Origin of the sequence: Streptomyces sp. WZ-12, from assembly GCF_028898845.1 — a bacterium.
Taxonomy (GTDB): Bacteria; Actinomycetota; Actinomycetes; order Streptomycetales; family Streptomycetaceae; genus Streptomyces.
The window spans coordinates 5,435,055-5,457,635 of the sequence record NZ_CP118574.1 but is presented as its reverse complement, the minus strand read 5'-3'; the positions used below and the strand labels follow the sequence as shown (position 1 = coordinate 5,457,635).

Genomic DNA, 22,581 nt, shown 5'->3' with positions numbered 1-22,581 from the left:
CGAATCGGCCCGGAAGCCGGGCGCCCCGCGGTGGCCGTCGGACATGACGGAGCGCGGGCCTCCCGGCCCGCGCTCAACGCCCCTGGCTGCGCCGCGTCTTCAAGACGGGGCGGCCAGCTCCGCCCAGACGGTCTTGCCCGCCCCGTCGGCGTTGCGCACCACGCCCCAGTCCAGGCAGAGCCGTTGGACGATGAACATGCCGTGGCCCCCGGGGCGTCCGGGGCGGTGTGGGCTGCGCGGGGACGGCGAGCCGGTGCCCAGGTCGCTGACCTCCAGGCGGAGTACCTTGGCCGCGCAGCGCAGCCGCAGCTCCTCCGGGCCCTCGGCGTGCAGGCAGGCGTTGGTGACGAGTTCGGAGACGACGAGCAGCACGTCCTCGGCCGCGGCCCGTTGGTCGGCGGTGGCGGCCGGGAGCCAGCCCCAGTCCTGCAACGCCTCCCGGGCGAAGTCGCGGGCCCGCGCCACGGCGCCCCGGGTGCCCGCCAGGCGCAGCCGGCGGATCTGGCCTGCCGGGACGGCGGCGGCAGGGCCGGCGACGCCCGGCTCCGGGCCGAGGTCGCCCGGCGGGTACGGCCGGGTGGTGCTCATCAGCGCTTCACCTCACCGATTCGCCTGTTCACGACAACAGTTAACTGATCTGATTCAACGGATTCAGGTGTCTCCTGCCCGACCGGACCGCGAGAACACCCACTTGTTGGGTACGGAAGTTGTGACACTGACTACGCGTCCGGAACGCATCGTTCCGGACTTCGCGGCCGGTCAGTCGGTCAGGGCCGCGTCGACGGAGTCGTGCACCGTGAAGACGGCGTCCGCGCCGGTGATCTCGAAGACCCGGGCCACCACCGGTTGCATCCCGGCGAGATGGACGCCGCCCCCCGCGGCCTCCGCCTTCAGCCGGGCGCCGAGCAGGACGTTCAGACCGGTGGAGTCCATGAAGTCCAAGGGTGAGCAGTCCACTACGAGGCGTGCGTATCCGTCGTCCACGCAACCCTCCAGCGATTCGCGCAACAGATCCGCCGTGTGGTGATCCAACTCGCCCGCGACGGTCACGACCGCGCTGGCGCCGTGATGGCGGATCCCGACGTGAAGCCGACCCCGGCTTGCACTGCCGACCGTCCCGCGGTCCATGCGAGCGCACCCCTTTTGCTGCCTAGACGACTGTTGTGGTGACGACCTTGCTCTGCGACTGCGCCTGTCGAACCCTACGCCTTCCTGACGCCGGCCGGTAGCCGTAGAAGGGGCATAGTTCCACAATGCGGACAACTCGCACTTGCCTTCTTCCGTCGAACCCAGGTAGGCGTAGAAGGACACATTCGAAACGGCCGGCTTTGGAGGCGCCGCACACCGCAGTTCCACGCAGAGGCTTCGGCAGCCATATGCCGAGAACGATGGAGGAGACACATGTCACCCCGGCTCGACGAATTGCGTATCGAGGACGCGCACATCCCCGCATCGTCGACACCCCGGTCGGAAACGGCCGGACGTATTCCTTCCCAGTCGCACGCCGCGGCCGAAGAACGGCTGAGCCTGCCCGAACTCGACGGCCTGCCCGAGATCCCACCGTTTGACGAAGTGGGTCCGGTGGATGCCAGGGCGCTGTCGAAAACGCTCTTCGAGCGCCTGGAATCGCTGGAAGAGGGCACGCACGAATACGCCTACGTCCGTAACACCCTGGTCGAACTGAACCTCGCGCTGGTGAAGTTCGCGGCCTCCCGGTTCCGCTCCCGCAGCGAACCCATGGAGGACATCGTCCAGGTCGGCACGATCGGTCTGATCAAGGCGATCGACCGTTTCGAACTCACCCGCGGCGTCGAATTCCCGACCTTCGCGATGCCGACCATCGTCGGCGAGATCAAGCGTTTCTTCCGCGACACGAGCTGGTCGGTGCGGGTTCCCCGACGGCTTCAGGAACTCCGCTTGGACCTGGCCAAGGCCGGCGACGAACTGGCGCAGAAGCTGGACCGTGCGCCCACGGTCGGCGAACTCGCCGAACGCCTCGACCTCACCAAGGACGAGGTCATCGAGGGCATGGCCGCGAGCAACGCGTACACCGCGAGCTCGCTGGACGCCCAACCCGAGGAGGACGACAGCGAAGGCGCGCTGGCGGACCGGATCGGCTACGAGGACCACGGCCTCGAAGGCATCGAGTACGTCGAGTCCCTGAAGCCGCTGATCGCCGAACTCCCCTCCCGGGACCGGAAGATCCTCTCGCTGCGCTTCGTGGCCAATATGACGCAGTCCGAGATCGGCGAGGAGCTGGGCATTTCGCAGATGCACGTCTCCCGACTGCTCTCGCGCACCCTCGTCCGGCTCCGCAAGGGCCTGATGATCGACGAATAGCCCGCGGTCGGGGCCGACCGGCGAGGTCGGCCGACGCCCGTGCACGCGAGGGCCCGCCCCGGAAACGTCCGGGACGGGCCCTCAGTGCGTTTCGGGGACGGCCCCGGGACGGCCGCCCTCAGAGGCGAACGCCGTTGTGCCAGACGTCCGTTACCAGCGGCACGCCGGGCCGGTAGGCGAGGTGCACGTGGGAGGGCGCGTCCAGCAGGACCAGGTCGGCGCGGGCGCCGGGGGCGATCCGGCCGACATCGGTGCGGCGCAGCGCCCGGGCGCCGCCGGCGGTGGCCGACCACACCGCCTCGTCCGGTGTCATCCCCATGTCGCGCACGGCGAGCGCGATGCAGAACGCCATGGAACTGGTGAAGGACGAGCCGGGGTTGCAGTCGGTGGACAGCGCCACGGTGGCGCCGGCGTCCAACAGCGGGCGGGCGTTCGGCCATTGGGCACGGGTGGAGAACTCGGCGCCCGGGAGGAGCGTGGCGACGGTGTCGGACTGGGCCAGCGCGTCGACGTCGGCGGGGGTGAGGTGGGTGCAGTGGTCGGCGGAGGCGGCGTCCAACTCGACCGCGAGCTGCACGCCGGGGCCGTGGCCGAGCTGGTTTGCGTGCACCCGGGGCGTGAGGCCCTTGGCCCGGCCGGCGGTGAGGACGGCGCGGGCCTGGTCGCCGTCGAAGGCGCCGCGCTCGCAGAAGACGTCCACCCAACGGGCGTGCGGGGCACAGGCGTCGAGCATCGGCCCGGTGACCAGCTCGACGTAGCCGGCCGGGTCGTCGGCGTAGTCCGGCGAGACGATGTGGGCGCCCAGGAAGGTCACCTCGTCGGTGTGGGCGGCGGCGATCCGCACCGCCCGCGCCTCGTCCTCGACGGTCAGGCCGTAGCCGGACTTGATCTCCTGGGTGGTGGTGCCCTGGCGGAGGCCCTCGGCGAGGTAGCGGGCGACGTTGGCGTGCAGCGCGTCGTCGGCGGCGGCGCGGGTGGCGGCGACGGTGGTGCGGATGCCGCCGGCGGAGTAAGGCCGCCCGGACATCCGGGCGTTGAACTCCTCGGTGCGGTCGCCGGCGAAGACCAGGTGGGAGTGGGAGTCGACGAAGCCGGGCAGGCCGGCCCGGCCGGCGGCGTCGACGGCGTTGTCAGTGGCGGGTGCTTTGCTGGAGGGACCGACCCAGGCGATGCGGTCGCCGTCGATGACGACCGCGGCGTCCTGGAGCAGACCGAGGGGGCCTTCACCGAGGGAGGGGTCGTTGGTGACGAGCTGGGTGATGTGGGTGATCGCGGTGGTCGGCGCGGAAGTCGTCGTCATCGCGGGGGTGTTCTCCTTCGTCCGCGGGCGGCGCGGGCCTGGGGGTGGCTGGGGGCGGATGCGGGTCAGCCGCGCACGGCGGCGATGGCGTCGGCGAGGGCGGTGGGCACGTCGGGCACGCCGGTGTGCCGCCCGTCGCGGACGGTCCACCGGCCGCCCACGAGGGTGTGCCGCACATCGGCTGCGGTGGCGGCGAATACGGCCGTCTCGCCGCCCAGTCGGGGCGGTGGCCCGGCGGTGCGCACGGAGTCCAGCGCGATCGTGGTGAGGTCGGCGAGCGCGCCGGTGGCGAGGGCGCCCGCGTCGTCCCAGCCGAGCGCGGCGTGCCCGTCGGCGGTGGCGGCGCGCAGCAGGGCCGCGGCGGTCCAGTGGCCCCGGGTGCGGGTGCGCAGCCGCTCGTTGAGCTCCATGGCGCGGGCCTCTTCGAGCAGGTCGATGACGGCGTGGCTGTCGCTGCCGAGGGAGAGCGGGCTGCCCTGTTCCTGGAGCGCCGCGGCCGGGCCGATGCCGTCGGCGAGGTCCCGCTCGGTGGTCGGACACATGCACACGCCGGTGCCGCTGCCGCCGAGCAGGGCGATGTCGCCGTCGGTGAGGTGGGTGGCGTGCACGGCCGTGGTGCGCGGGCCCAGCACGCCGTGTTCGGCGAGCAGTTGGGCCGGGGTGCGGCCGTGGGCGGCGCGGCAGGCGTCGTTCTCGGCGGTCTGCTCGGAGAGGTGGACGTGCAGCGGCGCCCGCCGCCGCTCGGCCCACGCCGCGACGGTGCCCAACTCCCCGGCGGGCACGGCGCGCACGGAGTGGACGGCGGCGCCGATCTTGGCGTGCTCGCCGCCCTTGAGCGCGTCGGCGCGCTCGGCCCAGGCGTCCGCGGTGCCGTCGGAGAAGCGCAGTTGGTGGCGGCTGGGCGGGTCGCCGAAGCCGGCGGAGAGGTAGGCGGTGTCGAGGAGGGTGATCCGAATGCCGGCGTCGGCGGCGGCCGCGAGCAGCGCTCGGCCCATCGCGTTGGGGTCGTCGTAGCGGGTGCCGCCGGGCGCGTGGTGGAGGTAGTGGAATTCGCCGACGCAGGTGATGCCGGCGAGCGCCATCTCGGCGTAGGCGGCGCGGGCCAGAGCGTAGTAGCTGTCCGGGGTGAGCCGGTCGGCGACGTCGTACATCACCTCGCGCCAGGTCCAGAAGGTGCCGGCGCCCACCTGGACGGTGCCGCGCAGCGCGCGGTGGAAGGCGTGGCTGTGCGCGTTGGCCAGGCCCGGGAGGGTCAGCCCGTAGAGCGCCTCGGCGCCCGGCGGGGGTGTCGGGGTCCCCGGGCGGACGGCCGTGATCCGCCCGTCCGCCACCTCCACGGTCACGCCCGGCTCGACGTGCGCGCCGAGCCAGGCGTGTTCGAGCCAGTACGTCGTCGGTGTTGCCTGCGGCGTCAGCGGCACGCCAGCCCCTCCAGTACGTCGGCGAGTGCGGTGACCCCGGCGACGCAGTCGTCCTCCGTGGCGGCCTCGGCGGGCGAGTGCGAGACGCCGGTGGGGTTGCGGACGAACAGCATGGCCGTGGGTACGGTCGCGGACAAAATACCCGCGTCGTGTCCGGCGCCGGTGCCCAGCACCGGCACCGGCCGGTCGCCCTGTGTGCCGAGCAGCGCGCCCAGTTCGTCCCGCAGGGCGTGCCGGAACGTGACGACCGGGGTGAAGGACTCGCGGACGACGTCCAGGTCGATGCCGTCGCGGGCGGCCCGCTCGGCGGCGGCCCGCTCGATCCCGGTGACCACGGTGTCCAGGCTGTCCTGGCCGGCGGCGCGGGCGTCCAGCCAGCCGCGGACCAGCGACGGGATGGCGTTGACGCCGTTCGGTTCGACGCTGACCTTCCCGAAGGTGGCCAGGGCGCCGGCCAGTCGGGCCTGTTCGCGGGCGGCGAGCACGGTCGCGGCGTAGGTGAGCATCGGGTCGCGGCGGTCCGCGAGGCGCGTGGTGCCGGCGTGGTTGGCCTCCCCGCGGAAGTCGAACCGCCAGCGGCCGTGCGGCCAGATGGCGGAGGCGATGCCGACCGGGTCCCCGGACAGGTCGAGCGCGCGGCCCTGTTCGACGTGGAGCTCGACGAACGCGCCGATGGCGGCGAGCCGTTCCGGGTCCGGGCCGATCGCCTCCGGGTCGTATCCGGCGCGCTCCATGGCCTGCGGGAGGGTGACGCCGTCCCCGTCGCGGAGCCGGTGCGCGGCCTCGGGCGTCAGCGCGCCGGCGGAGAGCCGGGAGCCGACGCAGGCGAGGCCGAAGCGGGCGCCCTCCTCGTCGCCGAAGTTGACGATCGCCAGCGGCTTGGCGAACTGAGCGCCCCGCGCCCGGAGTTCGTCGAGCGCGGCGAACGAGGAGACCACGCCGAGGGGGCCGTCGAAGGCGCCGCCGTCCGGGACGGAGTCCAGGTGCGAGCCGGTGACGACGGCCTCGCCGGGGGCCACGTCCCGGTAGTCGGAGGCGCCGAGCCAGGCCCATTGGTTGCCGTTGCGGTCCAGTTCGTAGGCGAGCCCGCGGGCCTCGGCCTGGGCGCGGAACCACGCGCGGCAGTCGGCGTCCGCGCCGGTCCAGGCGAAGCGGCGGTAGCCGCCGGAGGCCGCGTCGCGGCCCAGCGGCCGCAACTCCCCCCACATGTCCAGGAAGGAGGAGGTCACGCGCCCTCGCCCTCGCGCATCGGGATGCGGACGCCGCGCTCGGCGGCGACCTCCTCGGCGCGCTCGTAGCCGGCGTCGACGTGCCGGATGACGCCCATGCCGGGGTCGTTGGTGAGCACCCGGCGGATCTTCTCGCCGGCCAGCGGGGTGCCGTCGGCGACGGTGACCTGCCCGGCGTGGATCGAGCGGCCCATGCCGACGCCGCCGCCGTGGTGCAGGGAGACCCAGGAGGCGCCGGAGGCGACGTTGACCATGGCGTTGAGCAGCGGCCAGTCGGCGATCGCGTCCGAGCCGTCCTTCATCGCCTCGGTCTCGCGGTAGGGCGAGGCGACGGAGCCGCAGTCGAGGTGGTCGCGGCCGATGGCCAGCGGTGCCTTCAGGGTGCCGTCGGCGACCATCTCGTTGAACCGCTCGCCGGCCTTGTCGCGTTCGCCGTAGCCGAGCCAGCAGATCCGGGCGGGCAGGCCCTGGAAGTGGACGCGCTCGCCGGCCAGCTTGATCCAACGGGCCAGCGACTCGTTCTCGGGGAAGAGGTCGAGGATGGCGCGGTCGGTGGCCGCGATGTCGGCCGGGTCGCCGGAGAGCGCCGCCCAGCGGAACGGGCCCTTGCCCTCGGCGAAGAGCGGCCGGATGTAGGCGGGGACGAAGCCGGGGAAGGCGAACGCCCTCTTGTAGCCGGCGAGTTGCGCCTCGCCCCGGATGGAGTTTCCGTAGTCGAAGACCTCGGCGCCGGCGTCCATGAAGCCGACCATGGCCTCGACGTGCTGGGCCATCGACGCGCGGGCGCGCTGCGTGAAGTCGGCCGGCTTCTCGGCCGCGTAGGCCGCCATGTCGGCGAAGTCGACGCCCAGCGGCAGGTAGGCGAGCGGGTCGTGGGCGCTGGTCTGGTCGGTGACGATGTCGATCGGGGCGCCCTCGGCGAGCAGTTGCGGCAGGAGTTCCGCGGCGTTGCCGAGCAGCCCGATGGAGAGCGGCCGGCGCTTGTCGCGGGCCTCGACGGCCAGGTGGAGGGCGTGCCGGACGTCGTCGGCCTTGACGTCGAGGTAGCGGTGCGCGATGCGCCGCTCGATGGCGCGCGGGTCGCAGTCGACGCAGATCGCGACGCCGTCGTTCATGGTGACGGCGAGCGGCTGGGCGCCGCCCATGCCGCCGAGGCCGGCGGTGAGGGTGATGGTGCCGGCGAGCGTGCCGCCGAACCTCTTCGCCGCGACGGCCGCGAAGGTCTCGTAGGTGCCCTGGAGGATGCCCTGGGTACCGATGTAGATCCACGAACCGGCCGTCATCTGGCCGTACATGGTCAGGCCGAGCGCCTCCAGGCGGCGGAACTCCTCCCAGTTGGCCCAGTCGCCGACGAGGTTGGAGTTGGCGATCAGCACCCGCGGCGCCCACTCGTGGGTCTGGAGCACGCCGACCGGCTTGCCGGACTGGACGAGCATCGTCTCGTCCTGCTTGAGCGTGGTCAGGGTGCGCACCATGGCGTCGAAGGAGCGCCAGTCGCGGGCGGCCTTGCCGGTGCCGCCGTAGACGACGAGCTGGTCGGGGTGCTCGGCGACCTCCGGGTCGAGGTTGTTCTGGAGCATGCGCAGGGCGGCCTCCTGCTGCCATCCCCGTGCGCTCAGTTCCGTTCCGCGCGGCGCCCGCACGGGTCGCGGTCCCGACATGGGCCGTGCCTCCCTGACCTCGATTGGATTGACCTATTCGCAGTCTGGAGGCACTGAATATCGCTAGTCAACAGGGCACGGCGGCATCTTTCCCCAGGCGCGGGATGTGACTTGCCCGGCAGGAAAGTCGGTGTTAGCTTTCCTGATAGGAAAGTTAGACGGGGGTCGCCGCCGGCGCTCCCCGTGCCGTCCGAACACGGACCGTCCAGCACGTCTACGGGGAGGCGAGGGACATGACGACACCGGTGGATGCCGAGCGCGCCTGGCAGGACCTTCAGCGCATCCGGGTCCCGCAGGAGCGGGTGTACGACGAGGTCGAGCGCTGCGCCACCGGCGACCGACGCTCGACGTACCTGATGGCCGCCATCATGTGGATCTACCTCGCCAGCATGGGCTTCGACCTCCCGGTGTGGGGCGTCTTCCTGGCCCTCGCCGCGTATCTGGCCCTCCTGACGACCCTGATCGTCATCCACAGCCGCCGGCCCCGGGTGAAGCTGCACCGCTCGCGGTACAGCTGGCGCAGCATCGCCACCTTCTTCGCCGGCGGACTGATCAGCGGCGGCACGATCGTGCTCACCGACCTCCTGGCCCGCTGGCTGGCGCTGCCCTACGGCAGCCTGATCCAGGCCACGATCTCCGCCGGCGCCTTCGTGCTCTTCGTCGGGCCGGCCAACCGCTGGGCGGTCAGCCCGCTGCGCGGCCGCGCCCTCCGTGACCGCCCCCTGCACCCCCGCCCTAAGGAGTTGGGCCGATGAGCACCCCCTCCGGTTTTGACGAACTGATCCATCCGTCCACCCGGTTGTCCGTGGTGGCCCTGCTCGCCGCCACCGAATGGGCCGACTTCCCGTTCATCCGCGACAGCCTCTCGCTCAGCGACTCCGCGCTCTCCAAGCAACTGCACACGCTGGAGGAGGCCGGCTATCTGGAGATCCGCAAGGAGGGCGGCGGCCGCAAGCGGCGCACCAGGGTGCGGCTGACGGGCCGCGGCCGCACCGCCTTCGAGGGCCATGTGGCCGCCCTCCGCGCCATCGTCGAGGGCGCGGGCACCGCCGCCGCGACCGCCCCGGCGCCCCCGCAGCACGCGGAGGCCGGCCGATGACCACCACCGCACGCCCGGAGAGCAGCACGATGACCACCCCCACCGCCCCCGCCAGCGCCCCGCCGGTCGTCGAGGTCCGCGCCCTGCGGATGTCCTACGGCAGCACCGACGTCCTGCGGGGCGTCGACCTGGACATCCGGCGCGGCGAGATCCTCGCCCTGCTCGGGCCGAACGGCGCGGGGAAGACCACCACCGTCGAGATCCTGGAGGGCTTCCGGCAGCGGTCCGCCGGCGAGGTCCGCGTCCTCGGCTCCGACCCGGAGCGCGCCGACGACGCCTGGCGCGGCCGGATCGGGCTGGTCCTGCAGTCCTGGCGCGACCACCGCCGCTGGCAGGTCGCCGAGTTGCTGACGCACTTCGCGACGTACTACCCGGACCCCCGCGATCCGGCCGCACTGCTGGAGCTGGTCGGGCTCACCGGGCAGGCCCGGCAGCGCGTCGACCGGCTCTCCGGCGGCCAGCGCCGGCGCCTGGACGTGGCGCTCGGCATCGTCGGCCGCCCTGAGCTGCTGTTCCTGGACGAGCCCACCACCGGCTTCGACCCCGAGGCGCGCCGCGACTTCCACGACCTGGTCGAGCGGCTGGCCCGCGAGGAGGGCGTCACGATCCTGCTGACCACCCATGACCTCGCCGAGGCCGAGCGGTTGGCCGACCGGATAGCGATGCTGGTCGACGGCCGGATCCGGGCCTGCGGCACCCCGGTCGAGCTCGCCCGGCGGGCCGCCGCGCAGGCCGAGGTCCGCTGGACGGCGCCCGACGGCACACCGCGCCGCGAGCGCACCGCGGACCCGTCCCGTCTGGTGTGGGAACTGCACCGCGAGGTGGCCGGACCGATCGCGGACCTGGAGGTGCGTCGGCCGACGCTGGAGGACACCTACCTCCACATGGTCCACGGGCAGGACGACGGTCGGGGCGAGGACGACGAGCACGACGCCGGCACGGTGGCCGGCGGCGACACGGGGGAGGCGGCAGCAGCATGAGGGGGATGGACATGACGACGACGGCCACGCCGGCAGCCACGACAACGACGGACGCGCCGACGGACGCCGGCCGGGGCGGCCCGGGCCGGGGCTCGGGAGCCGCCGGTGGGGCCCGTCCCGCGCGACTGCGCCCCTGGCGAGCGGGGCTGCGGCGCGGCGGCATCGAGGTGCGCCATCTGCTGCGCAACCGCAAGGAGTTGAGCGGCTACCTCTCCAACGTGGTGGTGGCCCTGCTGCTCGCCGGCTTCATCAACGACGACGTGCCCGGCACCAAGGTCCCGATGGCGCATCTGACGCTGGCCGGCTTCTCCGCCTATCTGCTGTTCCAGATCGGGCTGCTCAACCTCCCGCAGATCCTGGTGACCGAGCGCGAGGAGGGCACCCTGCTGCGGCTGCGGGCCACTCCCGGCGGCATACCGGCCTATCTGATCGCCAAGTCGCTGCTGATCGTGACCATGGCGGTGAGCACCCTGGTGGTCCTGCTGGGCGTCGGCGCGGTGCTGGTGGACGGCCCGCTGCCGCACGGCCCCGGTGGCTGGTTGACGCTGGTGTGGGTCACCGCGCTCGGGCTGCTCGCCGTGGTCCCGTTGGGGGCGGCGATCGGGGCGGTGCTCCCCAACCCGCGCGAGGCGCTGGCGTTGATCATGCTGCCGTCGATGGCCCTGCTGATCACCTCGGGCGCGATGTTCCCGATATCCAAGATGCCGGCGCTGGTGCAGAACATCGCGTCGGTCTTCCCGCTCCGGTGGATGGCGCAGGGCCTGCGCGCGGCCCTGCTGCCGGACGCCGCGCGTGCCGCGGAGCCGGCCGGCTCCTGGCAACTGCCGACGGTGGCGCTGGTCCTGGCCGCCTGGGCGGTCCTGGGATTCCTCCTGGCGGTCCCGCTGCTGCGCCGCGCGGCCCGCCGCGAGTCCGGCTCCCGGCTGACCGCCCGCCAGGACAAGGCCCAGCTCAGCGGCGCCCCGGCGGCGTAGCGGGGCGGTCGGCGGGGCCCGGTTCGGGACGGACACCAGGCGCCCCCGGGCCCTCCACCACCCCTTCACTCCGCAGGGCCCGTTCGCCGTGGCGCGGGGCCCCCGCCGAATGATGAAGTTGACCCATGACCTTCACGGACCGAGACCGCGCCGTACAGGCAGCCATCGCCCAGGGGCTGGTCGGCCCCGACCAGCCCGTGGTCGGCCTGCTCGACGTCGCCGGCATCCGCCGGTCGGCGGCCGAACTCCGCGCCGCCTTCGCGGAGTTCACCGCCCCGGGCACCCAGGTGCTGCACGCGTTCGCGGTCAAGGCGGCCTCGCTGGTGCCCGTGTTGCGGTTGCTGGCCCAGGAGGGGATCGGCTGTGAGGTGGCGAGCCCCGGCGAGTTGGCGCTGGCCCGGGCCGCCGGGGTCCCGGCCCGGCACACCGTCCTGGACTCCCCCGCCAAGACCCTCCCCGAGCTCCGTGAGGCGCTGGCCCTGGGCATCGCGGTCAACGTCGACAACCACGAGGAACTCTCCCGGATCGACCGGATGATGGCCTCCGCCCCGTCCACCGCGCCGATAGGGCTGCGGGTCAATCCGCAGCTCGGCGGCGGCGCCATCGGCGCGATGAGCACCGCCACCGACACCTCCAAGTTCGGCGTCCCGCTGCGCGATCCGGGCGCCCGCGAGTGGATCGTCCGGGCCTGCCTGGACCGCCCGTGGCTGACCAGGCTGCACGCCCATGTCGGCTCGCAGGGCATGCCGTTGGAACGGATGGCGGAGGGCGTCCGGGCGCTGTACGACCTCGCCGAGGAGATCAACGAGCAGGCCGGCAGCCCCCGGATCACCACCCTCGACATCGGCGGCGGCCTGCCCGTCAACTTCTCCTCCGACGCCGTCACCCCGACCTACCGCGAGTACGCGGCCCTCCTCCGCTCGGCGGTGCCCGGCCTGTTCTCCGGGCGCTACGGCCTGGTCACCGAGTTCGGGCGGTCGTTGCTGGCCAAGCACGGCACGGTGCTGGCCCGGGTGGAGTACGCGAAGTGGGCCGGCGGCCGGCCGATCGCCGTCACCCACGCCGGGGCCCAGGTCGCCACCCGCACGGTCTTCGCCCCCGCGTCGTGGCCGATCCGGGTGGCGGCGTACGACGCCAAGGGCCGCCCGAAGAACGGCGCGCCGGTCCCGCAGGACATCGCCGGCCCGTGCTGCTTCGCCGGCGACCTGGTCGCCGAGAACCGCCCGCTCCCCCTCCTGGAATCCGGCGACCACGCCGCCCTCCTGGACACCGGCGCCTACTACTTCTCCACCCACTTCGCCTACAACGCCCTCCCCCGCCCCGGCATCTACGGCTACGCCCCCGGCCCCGACGGCACCCACCGCTTCGCCACCGTCCGCACCCCCCAGACCCTGGACGACATCACCGCCGAAGGCGGCGCCGAACACGCCAACGAGCTACGGCAGTTGGCACTGGGGTAACAGCGCGTCGCCCCGGGCTCCCAGCTCCCAGCTCCCAGCTCCCAGCTCCCAGCTCCCAGGGCAGGGTCGGCCGCCCCACGGCGCCCCGGCCATCGGTGCGCGGGACGCAGCCCGCGAGCTCAGACGGGGACGCCGAACGCGGAGCACGGGACGCGGAGCACGGGACGCGGGACGCGGGACGCGGGACGCGGGACGCGGGACGCGGGACGCGGGACGCTGACCGGAGTCTCGGGGCCGGGGCCCGGCGGGCGAAGGCCGGGAGCCCAAGGGACCGGAGCGGCATCCGGCACCCCGGAGCCAACGGCCGCCACTGCCCCGGGCCGCTGCCCCGGCGGGGGGAAGCCCCGGGCCGGTGACCCAAAGCGGGAGGCTCCAGGGGCCCAACGCCCGGCGTCGGCAGGCGGAGCCGTGCGACCGGACCGCGCACAACCGCGTGCGCCCACGCCGCTCGCGGCGGGACGGAGCACCGAAGCGGGCACCAGGAAGGAACGCCGGCAAGGGGTACCGGCAACGGGTACCGGCAAGGGGTACCGGCAACGGGTACCGATCGCGCGCCGGGGCGCGGGACCTCACTCCACGAACAGGCCGCGCTCCGCCGCCTTGGTGTCGAATTCCTCCAGGCGGGCCTGGGCATCCGGGAGGTCGTCGCACATCGCCTCCAACAGGACGCGGCCCAGGAGCATCGGGGCGCAGGCGGTGTCGAAGGCCAGGCCGGTGCCGACCGGGGCCGGGAGGAGCAGGTCGGTGTGGCGGGCGACCGGGGCGAACGCGCTGTCGGCGACGGTGACGACGGTGAGCCCGGCGGCGCCGGCGTAGGCGAGGGCGTCGATGACCTCGCGGGGGTGGCGGGGCAGCGCGAAGCAGAGGAGGGCGCTGGCGCCGGCGTGCACCGCGGCGTCGATGCGGTCGGTGAGCATGGTGCCGCCCTCGTCGAGCAGCCGGACGTCGGGGTGGACCTTCCGCGCGAAGTACGCGAAGCCGGCGGCCTGGGCGGTGGCGGCCCGCAGGCCGAGCACCGGGAGCGGGCGGGAGGCGGCGAGCAGCCGGCCGGCCTCGGTCACCGGCGTCGGGTCGGCGAGGGCGTCGGCCAGGTGCCGGAGGTTGTCGATCTCCGCCTGGACGGCCTGCTGGTACTCGTTGTGCGCGCCGGGCGCGGCGGACTTCTCGGCGGGCGCGACATCACGCAGGTGACGGCGGAGCGCGGGGTAGCCGTCGAAGCCGAGCGCGACCGCGAAGCGGGTGACGGACGGCTGGCTGACGCCGGCGAGTTCGGCCAGTTCGACGCTGGAGAGGAAGGGTGCGTCGGCGGCCCGCCGGACCATGCAGTGGGCGATCCGGCGCTGGGTGGGGGTCAGCCGGTGCCCCTCGAAGAGCCGTTGGAGACGGGCGGCGGTACCGGTGACGCTGGTACCGGCAGTGGCGGTGCCGGCGGCGTCGCCGCCCGCCGCCGCGGGTCCCGCCGCGTCCGTCCGCCCCGGCTGCGTCCCGTCCCTGCGGACGCCGTTGTCCCCGTCCCCGCTCATCGCCTCTTCTTCCCGGCCCGGTCCGGGGCCTTGACGTCGGTCCACCGACTGTACGGAATTCCCGACCCCCCGCGGTCCCGGGTGCCGGGTGGCAGGGACGTGGCGGGTCGGAGGGCGACGGACGCCCCGCCAGGCCGCCGCCCGACGGGCGTGCCCAGACGCTACCGGAGCGCCGACCACCGGTCCGCCCCTCCGCCGACCGCCCCGAGGCCGCGCCCCTGAAGCGAGCGGACCCCGAAACGAGCGGACCCCACGAAGGCCCCGGACGGGACGAACGCCGCGAGGCCCGCCGAGACGGCCGGGTCGCCGACGGCCCCCAACAGCCGATCCCCGCCCACCTATTGACCTCCCATTCACCGCCCCTGATCCTGCATGAACCCATACACCCCACCCGCGGGAACCCCCCAGCACCCCCACCCCCCGACCCGAGCGAAGAGGCGGCCCCATGGCAGGCGTGATCGAACGGCGCTCGATCGACGTCGTCCCGGACGACGAGCGGCACGGCAGCGCGGTCAGCCAGTTCACCCTCTGGCTCGGCGCCAACCTCCAGATCACCGCCGTCGTCACCGGCGCGCTGGCCGTGGTCTTCGGGGCCGGCGCCCTCTGGGCGCTGATCGGACTGCTGCTGGGCAACCTCACGGGCGGGGCGGTGATGGCGCTGCACTCCGCGCAGGGGCCGCGGCTCGGGCTGCCGCAGATGATCACCTCGCGGGCGCAGTTCGGGGTGCGCGGGGCGGTGGTCCCGCTGGCCCTGGTCATCGTGATGTACATCGGGTTCTTCGCCAGCGGCAGCGTGCTCGCCGGGCAGGCGGTGGGCGAGCTGACGCACCTCGGCCCGGCGGCCGGGATCGTGCTGTTCGCCGCGGTCACCGCGGTCGCCGCGGCGGTCGGCTACCGCCTGATCCACCTGCTCGGCAAGGTCGCCGGCCTGGTCTGCGCGCTGGCCTTCGTCTACCTCGGCGTCCGGCTGTGGCAGCGCGCCGACCTCGCCGCGCTGCTGCACGACCACCGCTTCGGGCTGCCGGTGTTCCTGCTGGCGATCTCGCTCTCGGCGTCCTGGCAACTGGCGTTCGGCCCGTACGTGGCGGACTACTCCCGCTATCTGCCGCGCCACACCTCGACCCGGGCGACGTTCTGGTGGACGCTGGGCGGCTCCGTCCTGGGCGCGCAGTGGTCGATGACGTTCGGGGCGCTGGCGGCCGCCGCGGCGCCGGCGGCGTTCGTCGGCCACGAGGTCGGCTATCTCGTCGGGTTGGGCGGCACCGGGCTGATCGCCTCGGCGCTCTACTTCGTCATCGCCCTCGGCAAGCTCACCATCAACATCCTCAACACCTACGGCGGTTTCATGTCGTTGGTGACCAGCATCAGCGGCTTCCGCGGCCAGCGGACCCTCACGGCGCGCGGCCGGTCCGCGTACATCGCCGGGATCATGGTGGCCGGCACCGCCGTCGCCCTGGTGGGCAGGGACTCCTTCCTCACCTCCTTCAAGGACTTCCTGCTCTTCCTGCTGACGTTCTTCACGCCCTGGTCGGCGATCAACCTGGTCGACTACTACCTGCTCTCCAAGGAGCGCTACGACATCCCGGCGCTGCATGACCCCGACGGCCGCTACGGCGCCTGGAACGTCGGCGCGCTGACCGTCTACGTCCTCGGCGTGCTGGCCCAACTCCCGTTCCTGGCCACGAACTTCTACACCGGCCCGCTGGTCGGTCCGCTCGGCGGCGCCGACGTCTCCTGGCTGGTCGGCCTCGCGGTGCCCGCCGTCCTGTACTGGCTCACCGCCCGCCGCGACACCGCGCGGCTCGTCGACCCCGGGGCGGCCGGGGAGCGGACGGCCCCCGCCGGATTGGGGGGCTAGCCCTACCGCGCCGGCGCCGGCCCGCCCGTAATCTCGGCGGTATGGCGACACACGACCCCGAGCTGAGAAAAGAACTCGACGCGACCCTCCAGACGCGCAAGGAGCTGGGGCCGGAGTACGAGTCGGAGCTGCTGGAGTCCTTCCTGGAGAAGCTGGACCAGACTGTCGACCGGCGGGTGCGGCGGCAGTCGGCCGAGCAGCAGATGCAGGTGGCCCGCGGTACGCAGCCACCGCGCCGGGCGGACGCCGGCACCGAGTTCTGGCAGCGGTTCGCGGTCGCCGTGGTCTCCCTGGTGCTGGCCATCCCGCTGTCCGCGATCGCGGTGGTCAACGCGGGGCTGGTCGGCCTGGTGGTGTGCTGGGCGGGCGTCGTCGGCGTCAACGCCGTGCACAGCCTGGGGCTGCGGGCGGTGCTGCTGCACCGGATCGGGCAGCGCGACGAGCACGCGAACTGACCCCGCGCGGACGGGTGTTGACGCGGGTCGACGCGCGGACCGGCCGGCGGGAAGGACCCGCAAGGGCCGGCGGGAGGAAGCCGGCGAAGAAGATCGCGGGGACCGCCGCCCCCCGGCCGGAGCCGGGGGCGGGACGGCGGCGGTCCCCGCACGAGACGCGATCCGGGTTCAGGGCCGGTCCTCGCATCCTGGCGATCGTGGAGGTCCGGGAGCCGCTCCGGAGGTCCGCATCGCCTGCACATCAATGTGCCGCAGAAGTGTTAAGCGCGTGCTGCCAGGACGTGACGCATACGTACATCTTGCGGCGACGGGACGTTTCCTGACGGACGCTTGACGCCGGGACGGCTTCACCGCCCCGGCGCCCGCGGCTACTTGCCGGCGCCGCGCGCCAGGAAGGCCAGCAGGTCCTGCCGGCTCACCACGCCCTTGGGCTTGCCCTCGACGAGGACGATCGCCGCGTCGGCGTTCTCCAGCACCGCCATCAGGTCGGCGACCGGCTCGCCCGAGCCGACCTGCGGCAGCGGCGGGCACATGTGCTTCTCCAGCGGGTCGGTCAGCGAGGCGCGCTGGGCGAACAGCGCGTCCAGCAGCTCCCGTTCGACGACCGAGCCGACGACCTCGGCGGCCATCACGTCGGGGTGCCCGGCACCCGGCTTGACGATCGGCATCTGCGAGACGCCGTACTCGCGCAGCACCTCGATGGCCTCGCCGACGGTCTCCTCGGGGTGCATGTGTACCAGGGAGGGCAGCTCGCCCTCCTTGTGCTGGAGGACCTCGCCGACCCGGGCGGCGGTGCCGCCCTCCTCCAGGAAGCCGTAGTCGGCCATCCACTCGTCGTTGAAGATCTTCGAGAGGTAACCGCGACCGCTGTCCGGGAGCAGGATGACGACCACGTCGTCCGGCCCGAGCCGCTCGGCGACCCGCAGGCCGGCCACCACGGCCATTCCGCAGGAGCCGCCGACCAGCAGGCCCTCCTCCTTGGCCAGCCGCCGGGTCATCTGGAAGGCGTCCTTGTCCGAGACCGCCACGATCTCGTCGGCGACCGTGCGGTCGTAGGCGGTCGGCCAGAAGTCCTCGCCGACGCCCTCGATCAGGTACGGCCGGCCGGAGCCGCCGCTGTAGACGGAGCCCTCCGGGTCGGCGCCGATGACCTTGACCCCGCCGTCACTGACGTCCTTCAGGTAGCGGCCGGTGCCGCTGATGGTGCCGCCGGTGCCGACGCCGGCCACGAAGTGGGTGATCCGCCCGTCGGTCTGCTCCCACAGCTCCGGCCCGGTGCTCTCGTAGTGCGAGCGCGGGTTGTTGGGGTTGCTGTACTGGTCGGGCTTCCACGCACCGGGCGTCTCGCGCACCAGCCGGTCGGAGACGTTGTAGTACGAGTCGGGGTGCTCGGGGTCGACCGCCGTCGGGCAGACCACCACCTCGGCGCCGTAGGCCCGCAGCACATTGATCTTGTCCGTCGAGACCTTGTCCGGGCAGACGAAGATGCACTTGTAGCCCTTCTGTTGGGCCACGATCGCCAGCCCCACGCCCGTGTTGCCGGAAGTCGGCTCCACGATGGTGCCGCCCGGCTGCAACTCACCGGACTCCTCGGCCGCCTCAATCATCCGCAGGGCGATCCGGTCCTTGACCGATCCCCCGGGGTTGAAGTACTCGACCTTCACCAGGACGGTCGCCTGGATCCCTTGAGTAACGTTGTTGAGCCGCACGAGCGGGGTGTTGCCGACGAGCTCAATCATCGAATCGTAAAACTGCACGGTGGTCTCCGCGGTCGGGGGCACGCTCTCCTGCGCCGCGCCCGTACAGCCAGCCTATTGCCCTAGTGGACCTTGGGCCCACGGGTGCGTACCGCGGGCTCCATCGGGGGCCCGGAGCGTTGCGCGGCGGCCCGGAACGGGCACCAACGGTGTGAAGGAGTTCTTGCCTCATCCGAGCGCGTCCGGCCCCCACGCCGCGGCGCGCCCGCGCTGCACGGGGAGGTACCGGCCGATGGCGACGACGGTGATGACGGGGTCCAGGGCGAGGGTGGCGCGGCGGATCGCCACCGCGGCCGCGTTCGGCGGCGGCGGGATCGGGCTGCTGGGTGTGGCCGCCGTCGGGCTGCTGCTGACCGAGGTCCGGCTCGCCCGCCGCACGGTCGGCGGCTCCAGCGACGTCCCGCCGTGCGCCGACGGCCGCTACGGCGCCGCGTTCAGCCACCGCACCGACCGGCCGCCGCTGCGCCTGGGCTTCCTCGGCGACTCCACCGCGGCCGGCCAGGGCGTCCACCGCCGCTCCCAGACCCCCGGCGCGCTGCTCGCCTCCGGCCTCGCCGCGCTCGCCGAACTCCCCGTCGACCTGCGCAACGTCGCGCTGCCCGGCGCCCGTTCCGACGACCTGCCCCGCCAGGTGGAGCTGCTGTTGGCGGACGGCGAGGAGACCCCCGACGTCTGTGTCGTCATGATCGGCGCCAATGACGTCACCCGCCGGCTGCCGCCGGCCGACTCGGTGCGGCACCTGTCCGAGGCGGTGCGGACGCTGCGCACGGCGGGCTGCGAGGTCGTCGTCGGCACCTGCCCCGACCTGGGCACCATCGAGCCGGTCAACCAGCCGCTGCGCTGGGTGGCGCGCCGGCTCTCCCGGCAGTTGGCGGCCGCGCAGACCATCGGCGTGGTGGAGAACGGCGGTCGGACGGTCTCGCTCGGCGCGCTGCTGGGCCCGGAGTTCGAGGCGCGCCCCAGGGAGCTGTTCGGCCCGGACAACTACCACCCCTCGGCCGAGGGTTACGCCACCGCCGCGATGGCCGTGTTCCCGACGGTGTGCGCGGCGCTCGGGCTGTGGCCCGAGGAGGAGCGGCCGGAGCCGGCCCGGCAGGAGGGCATCCTCCCGGTCGAGCAGGCCGCCGCCCGGGCCGCCTCCGAGGGCGGCACCGAGGTCACCGCCTCCCGCGCCCCCTGGGCCCTGCTCAAGCACCGCCGGCGCCGTCAACTCCCGGCGCCGGAGGAGGCCGCGGAGGAACGGCCGTCCGTCACGCCCTAGCGGAGGGGCGCGGCGTCCGGGCCCAGGGGGAATAGCCCGACCACCCCCGCCGTTCCCATAAGCGCCCGCTTAGAAAAGAGGCCCGCATCACAGCGCGCACCCCGTGACCTCTCGCACTACGTGCAGGTAACTTCCCAGAGGGTCCGCCCTGTTCGCGCCCCGTCGCCGACCGCCGCCGCGGGACGGGGCACCGGACGCCGCACCTACTCACCCCTTGGAGCCGTGATGCCCGAAGCCGTGATCGTCTCAGCCGCCCGCTCCCCGATCGGCCGCGCCTTCAAGGGCTCCCTCAAGGACCTGCGCCCGGACGACCTCACCGCCGCGGTCATCCAGGCCGCCCTCGCCAAGGTCCCCGAGCTCGACCCGACCGACATCGACGACCTGATGCTCGGCTGCGGTCTGCCCGGCGGCGAGCAGGGCCACAACCTCGGCCGCATCGTGGCCGTCCAGATGGGGATGGACCACCTCCCGGGCTGCACCATCACCCGTTACTGCTCCTCCTCGCTCCAGACGACGCGGATGGCGCTGCACGCCATCAAGGCCGGCGAGGGCGACGTCTTCCTCTCGGCGGGCGTCGAGACCGTCTCGCGCAGCGTCAAGGGCAGTTCCGACGGTCAACCCGACACCCACAACCCGCTCTTCGCGGACGCCGAGGCGCGGACCGCCGCCCGCGCCGAGCAGGAGGGCACCGACTGGCACGACCCGCGCGAGGACGGCCTGATCCCGGACGCGTACATCGCGATGGGCCAGACCGCGGAGAACCTCGCCCGCCTCAAGGGCATCACCCGCCAGGAGATGGACGAGTTCGGCGTCCGGTCGCAGAACCTCGCCGAGCAGGCGATCAAGGACGGTTTCTGGGCGCGGGAGATCACCCCGGTCACGCTCCCCGACGGCACGGTCGTGGCCAAGGACGACGGTCCGCGGGCCGGCGTCACCATGGAGGGCGTGCAGGGCCTGAAGCCGGTGTTCCGCCCCGACGGCCTGATCACCGCCGGCAACTGCTGCCCGCTGAACGACGGCGCCGCGGCGCTGGTGATCATGTCCGACACCAAGGCCCGCGAGCTGGGCCTGACCCCGCTGGCCCGGATCGTCTCCACCGGCGTCTCCGCGCTCTCCCCCGAGATCATGGGCTACGGCCCGGTGGAGGCCAGCAAGCAGGCCCTGCAGCGCGCCGGCCTGTCGGTCTCCGACATCGACCTGGTGGAGATGAACGAGGCGTTCGCCGCCCAGGTGATCCCCTCCTACCGCGACCTGGGCATCGACCAGGACCGGCTGAACGTCAACGGCGGCGCGATCGCCGTCGGCCACCCCTTCGGCATGACCGGCGCCCGGATCACCACCACCCTCATCAACTCCCTCCAGTGGCACGACAAGCAGTTCGGCCTGGAGACCATGTGCGTCGGCGGCGGCCAGGGCATGGCGATGGTGATCGAGCGGCTGAGCTGAGCCGTAGCGCGGCGCAGGCGAAGCGCGGCGCGACCGCGGGCACGGGCGGCTGAGCCGGACCGCGGCAACGGAGGCACGCGCACCGAAGGGTGCGCGGGAAACGGACCAACTCCCGTTCCCCGCGCACCCTTCGCGCTCGCCCGGACACCCTCCGCGACAGCGCGTGACCCGGGTCACTCGGTGACAAGATCGCGACCCAATCACCCCCAGGATTGTGACCAACATCCCGACGGAACCGCGTTCTTGCAGCTCAGCCGGGGGGCACCACACCTCACGAGCCCCTAACTGCGCACCATTTCAGGACATACCACCCTGCGAACTGTCGCCGACCTAGGTCACGCTGTTGTAGGAAGTCGGAGAACAATCTGCTATCGGGAGTACGCCGGTGACCGGTCCGCGAGAGTGTGTGCGTATGCCCGGAAGTGAGCGAACACCGAAAGGTGCGCGCCTCGCGAGTGCGGGGCTTGAGCGAAGCGAGGTTTCGGCATGACTGTCACCACCCTCGTCCTGCTGCTGGCCGCGGCGGTCGGCGTGGTGCTGGGCGCCGCCGCCCTGCACACCGCCCGGGCGCTGCGCCGCCAGCTCACCGCGCTGCACGCCGAGCTCGTCGCCGTGCGCGCGGAGGCCACCGGCGCGACCGCCGCGACGGTCCCGGCGGCCCGCGGTGTGCCGGCCGTCGAGACCCCGCTCGCGGACATACGCGCCGCCGTCGCGGACGCGCTGGCCGAGGAGCGGGAGCGGGAACTGGCCGAGGCGCGCGCCTTCTGGGCCGCCCAGGAGGCCCGGGACGCCGCGGACGCGCCGTCGCTGTCCGGCCCGCTGCCCAGCTTCGACGACGGCCCGCTCGACGGCCGCGAGGGCCGCCGGGAGCACACCGAGCGGCTGGACCTGGACGGCGAGGGCGGCCATCCGTTCGTGCCGCGCCAGGCCGATCTGGCCGGGCTGGAGTCGCTGCTGGGCCCGGAGGTCCTGGAGCCGCTGCCCGCGCTGGAGCCCGTCGAGGCGCTGGAATCGGTGGAGTCGCTGGAGGCGTTGGAGTCCGTCGAGGCCCTGGAGGCCCTGGAGGCGCCGGAGTTCGAGCTGGCCGAGGAGACCGAGTCCGCCGAGCTGGCCGCCGCCCGCCGGCGCCACCCCTCGCACCCGGACTTCTCCCCCGTCCCCGCCATCGGCGACCACGAGCGCACCGTCGCGCGCCTTGCCGAACTGGCCGACGAGGGCACCCCGCTCTCCGACGTCCGCCCCGGCCCGCTGGGCACCCTGGACGTCTACGTCTTCGCCGACGGCACCACGCTCTGCCTGACCCCCGGACACCGCGAGACCGCCGAGAGCGTCGCCGAGGCGCTGCGCGACGGCCACGCCCCGGTGTTGCTCGGCGGCTCGGGCATCTCCGGCGCCTACGCGCTGACGTTCTCGTGGGGCGAGCGCCGCGACGAGAACGTCTACATCCTCGCCGACCGGGTCATCGCCTCGCTCTGAGCGACCTCCCGCACCCGCCGCACAGCCCCCGCCAACTCCTCGGCGGGGGCCGGATTCGCGTCAGCTTCCCCGCCCGCCGCGGCGGCCCGCAGCGCCTCGACGAGGTCGTGTCCGGCCACCGCCAACTGGTCGCCGACCGCGAACATCCCGGCGTCCGGGAGTTCCCCGGGCCGCTGTCCGGGGCGTTCGATACGCTGCGCGCGGTTCGCCAACTCCCGCGCCAGCGCGAGCCCTTCGGCCGCGGCACCGCGGCGCAGGGCGCTCTGCGGCAGCGCCCGGAGGCGGTCGGCGAGCGCGTCCACGGCGGTCTGCAAAGGCGTCACGTCAAGCACGTCGTGAGC

The 22,581-nt window shown here is 73.4% G+C and carries 20 protein-coding genes; 11 read left to right on the top strand and 9 right to left on the bottom strand.

The genetic code is table 11. From position 1 onward, the window contains the following. Positions 1–99: 99 nt before the first annotated feature. Together PV796_RS23680 and PV796_RS23675 are read right to left on the bottom strand one after the other, a co-directional pair. Positions 100–588 (bottom strand): ATP-binding protein, encoded by a 489-nt coding sequence (locus PV796_RS23680; protein ID WP_274915369.1) that lies wholly within the window; start codon positions 586–588, stop codon positions 100–102. A gap of 171 nt (positions 589–759) precedes the next feature. Next, positions 760–1,128 (bottom strand): STAS domain-containing protein, encoded by a 369-nt coding sequence (locus tag PV796_RS23675; RefSeq protein WP_274915368.1) that lies wholly within the window; start codon positions 1,126–1,128, stop codon positions 760–762. Positions 1,129–1,401: 273 nt separating this feature from the next. Here PV796_RS23675 and PV796_RS23670 point away from each other — a divergent pair, with 273 nt between their 5' ends. Continuing rightward, positions 1,402–2,340 (top strand): RNA polymerase sigma factor SigF, encoded by a 939-nt coding sequence (locus tag PV796_RS23670; protein ID WP_274915367.1) that lies wholly within the window; start codon positions 1,402–1,404, stop codon positions 2,338–2,340. 118 nt (positions 2,341–2,458) lie between these two features. On the opposite strand, the gene hutI is transcribed toward PV796_RS23670, so the two are convergent. The 4 genes from hutI to hutU form a co-directional block, all read right to left on the bottom strand. Next, positions 2,459–3,640: an imidazolonepropionase gene (hutI, locus tag PV796_RS23665; protein ID WP_274915366.1), complete on the bottom strand. Its 1,182-nt coding sequence runs from the start codon at positions 3,638–3,640 to the stop codon at positions 2,459–2,461. A 65-nt stretch (positions 3,641–3,705) separates the two neighbouring features. Continuing rightward, positions 3,706–5,061, bottom strand: coding sequence for a formimidoylglutamate deiminase (locus PV796_RS23660; protein ID WP_274915365.1), 1,356 nt, complete (start codon positions 5,059–5,061; stop codon positions 3,706–3,708). Further along, positions 5,052–6,290 (bottom strand): allantoate amidohydrolase, encoded by a 1,239-nt coding sequence (locus PV796_RS23655; protein ID WP_274915364.1) that lies wholly within the window; start codon positions 6,288–6,290, stop codon positions 5,052–5,054. Before PV796_RS23655 ends, PV796_RS23660 begins: the two co-directional genes overlap by 10 nt. Beyond that, positions 6,287–7,951, bottom strand: a complete 1,665-nt coding sequence (hutU, locus tag PV796_RS23650; protein WP_274915363.1) for a urocanate hydratase — start codon at positions 7,949–7,951, stop codon at positions 6,287–6,289. Before hutU ends, PV796_RS23655 begins: the two co-directional genes overlap by 4 nt. Before the next feature lie 233 nt (positions 7,952–8,184). Here hutU and PV796_RS23645 point away from each other — a divergent pair, with 233 nt between their 5' ends. The 5 genes from PV796_RS23645 to PV796_RS23625 all read left to right on the top strand — a co-directional run bounded on the left by PV796_RS23645 (position 8,185) and on the right by PV796_RS23625 (position 12,464). After that, a complete protein-coding gene (locus tag PV796_RS23645) occupies positions 8,185–8,706 on the top strand; it encodes a hypothetical protein (RefSeq protein ID WP_274915361.1) in 522 nt (173 codons plus the stop codon). Further along, on the top strand, positions 8,703–9,050 hold the full coding sequence (locus PV796_RS23640; protein ID WP_274915360.1) for a transcriptional regulator: 348 nt from the start codon (positions 8,703–8,705) through the stop codon (positions 9,048–9,050). Before PV796_RS23645 ends, PV796_RS23640 begins: the two co-directional genes overlap by 4 nt. A gap of 29 nt (positions 9,051–9,079) precedes the next feature. Then, positions 9,080–10,030 carry an ABC transporter ATP-binding protein gene (locus PV796_RS23635; protein WP_274919196.1) on the top strand — a complete coding sequence of 317 codons (951 nt, stop codon included), beginning with the start codon at positions 9,080–9,082 and terminating at the stop codon, positions 10,028–10,030. 11 nt (positions 10,031–10,041) lie between these two features. Further along, positions 10,042–11,004: an ABC transporter permease gene (locus tag PV796_RS23630; protein ID WP_274915359.1), complete on the top strand. Its 963-nt coding sequence runs from the start codon at positions 10,042–10,044 to the stop codon at positions 11,002–11,004. 125 nt (positions 11,005–11,129) lie between these two features. Then, entirely contained in the window at positions 11,130–12,464 is a 1,335-nt protein-coding gene (locus tag PV796_RS23625) for a diaminopimelate decarboxylase (RefSeq protein WP_274915358.1), read from the top strand. 569 nt (positions 12,465–13,033) lie between these two features. Here PV796_RS23625 and PV796_RS23620 read toward each other — a convergent pair. Further along, positions 13,034–13,987 (bottom strand): MurR/RpiR family transcriptional regulator, encoded by a 954-nt coding sequence (locus tag PV796_RS23620; protein ID WP_274915357.1) that lies wholly within the window; start codon positions 13,985–13,987, stop codon positions 13,034–13,036. Between the two features lie 445 nt (positions 13,988–14,432). Here PV796_RS23620 and PV796_RS23615 point away from each other — a divergent pair, with 445 nt between their 5' ends. Beyond that, on the top strand, positions 14,433–15,845 hold the full coding sequence (locus tag PV796_RS23615; protein ID WP_274915356.1) for a purine-cytosine permease family protein: 1,413 nt from the start codon (positions 14,433–14,435) through the stop codon (positions 15,843–15,845). A gap of 41 nt (positions 15,846–15,886) precedes the next feature. Further along, positions 15,887–16,300: a hypothetical protein gene (locus tag PV796_RS23610; protein ID WP_274915355.1), complete on the top strand. Its 414-nt coding sequence runs from the start codon at positions 15,887–15,889 to the stop codon at positions 16,298–16,300. 368 nt (positions 16,301–16,668) lie between these two features. Here the strand turns inward: PV796_RS23610 and PV796_RS23605 are convergent, their stop codons facing one another. Next, entirely contained in the window at positions 16,669–18,057 is a 1,389-nt protein-coding gene (locus PV796_RS23605) for a cystathionine beta-synthase (RefSeq protein ID WP_274915353.1), read from the bottom strand. Positions 18,058–18,289: 232 nt separating this feature from the next. Here PV796_RS23605 and PV796_RS23600 point away from each other — a divergent pair, with 232 nt between their 5' ends. From PV796_RS23600 to PV796_RS23590, 3 genes are all read left to right on the top strand, one after another. Beyond that, positions 18,290–19,318 carry an SGNH/GDSL hydrolase family protein gene (locus PV796_RS23600; RefSeq protein WP_274915352.1) on the top strand — a complete coding sequence of 343 codons (1,029 nt, stop codon included), beginning with the start codon at positions 18,290–18,292 and terminating at the stop codon, positions 19,316–19,318. Positions 19,319–19,543: 225 nt separating this feature from the next. Further along, positions 19,544–20,764 carry an acetyl-CoA C-acetyltransferase gene (locus PV796_RS23595; RefSeq protein WP_274915351.1) on the top strand — a complete coding sequence of 407 codons (1,221 nt, stop codon included), beginning with the start codon at positions 19,544–19,546 and terminating at the stop codon, positions 20,762–20,764. 486 nt (positions 20,765–21,250) lie between these two features. After that, entirely contained in the window at positions 21,251–22,240 is a 990-nt protein-coding gene (locus tag PV796_RS23590) for a hypothetical protein (RefSeq protein WP_274915350.1), read from the top strand. Here the strand turns inward: PV796_RS23590 and PV796_RS23585 are convergent. Continuing rightward, a complete protein-coding gene (locus PV796_RS23585) occupies positions 22,204–22,572 on the bottom strand; it encodes a hypothetical protein (RefSeq protein ID WP_274915349.1) in 369 nt (122 codons plus the stop codon). The two genes, PV796_RS23590 and PV796_RS23585, sit on opposite strands and share 37 nt — an antisense overlap. Positions 22,573–22,581: the final 9 nt, after the last annotated feature.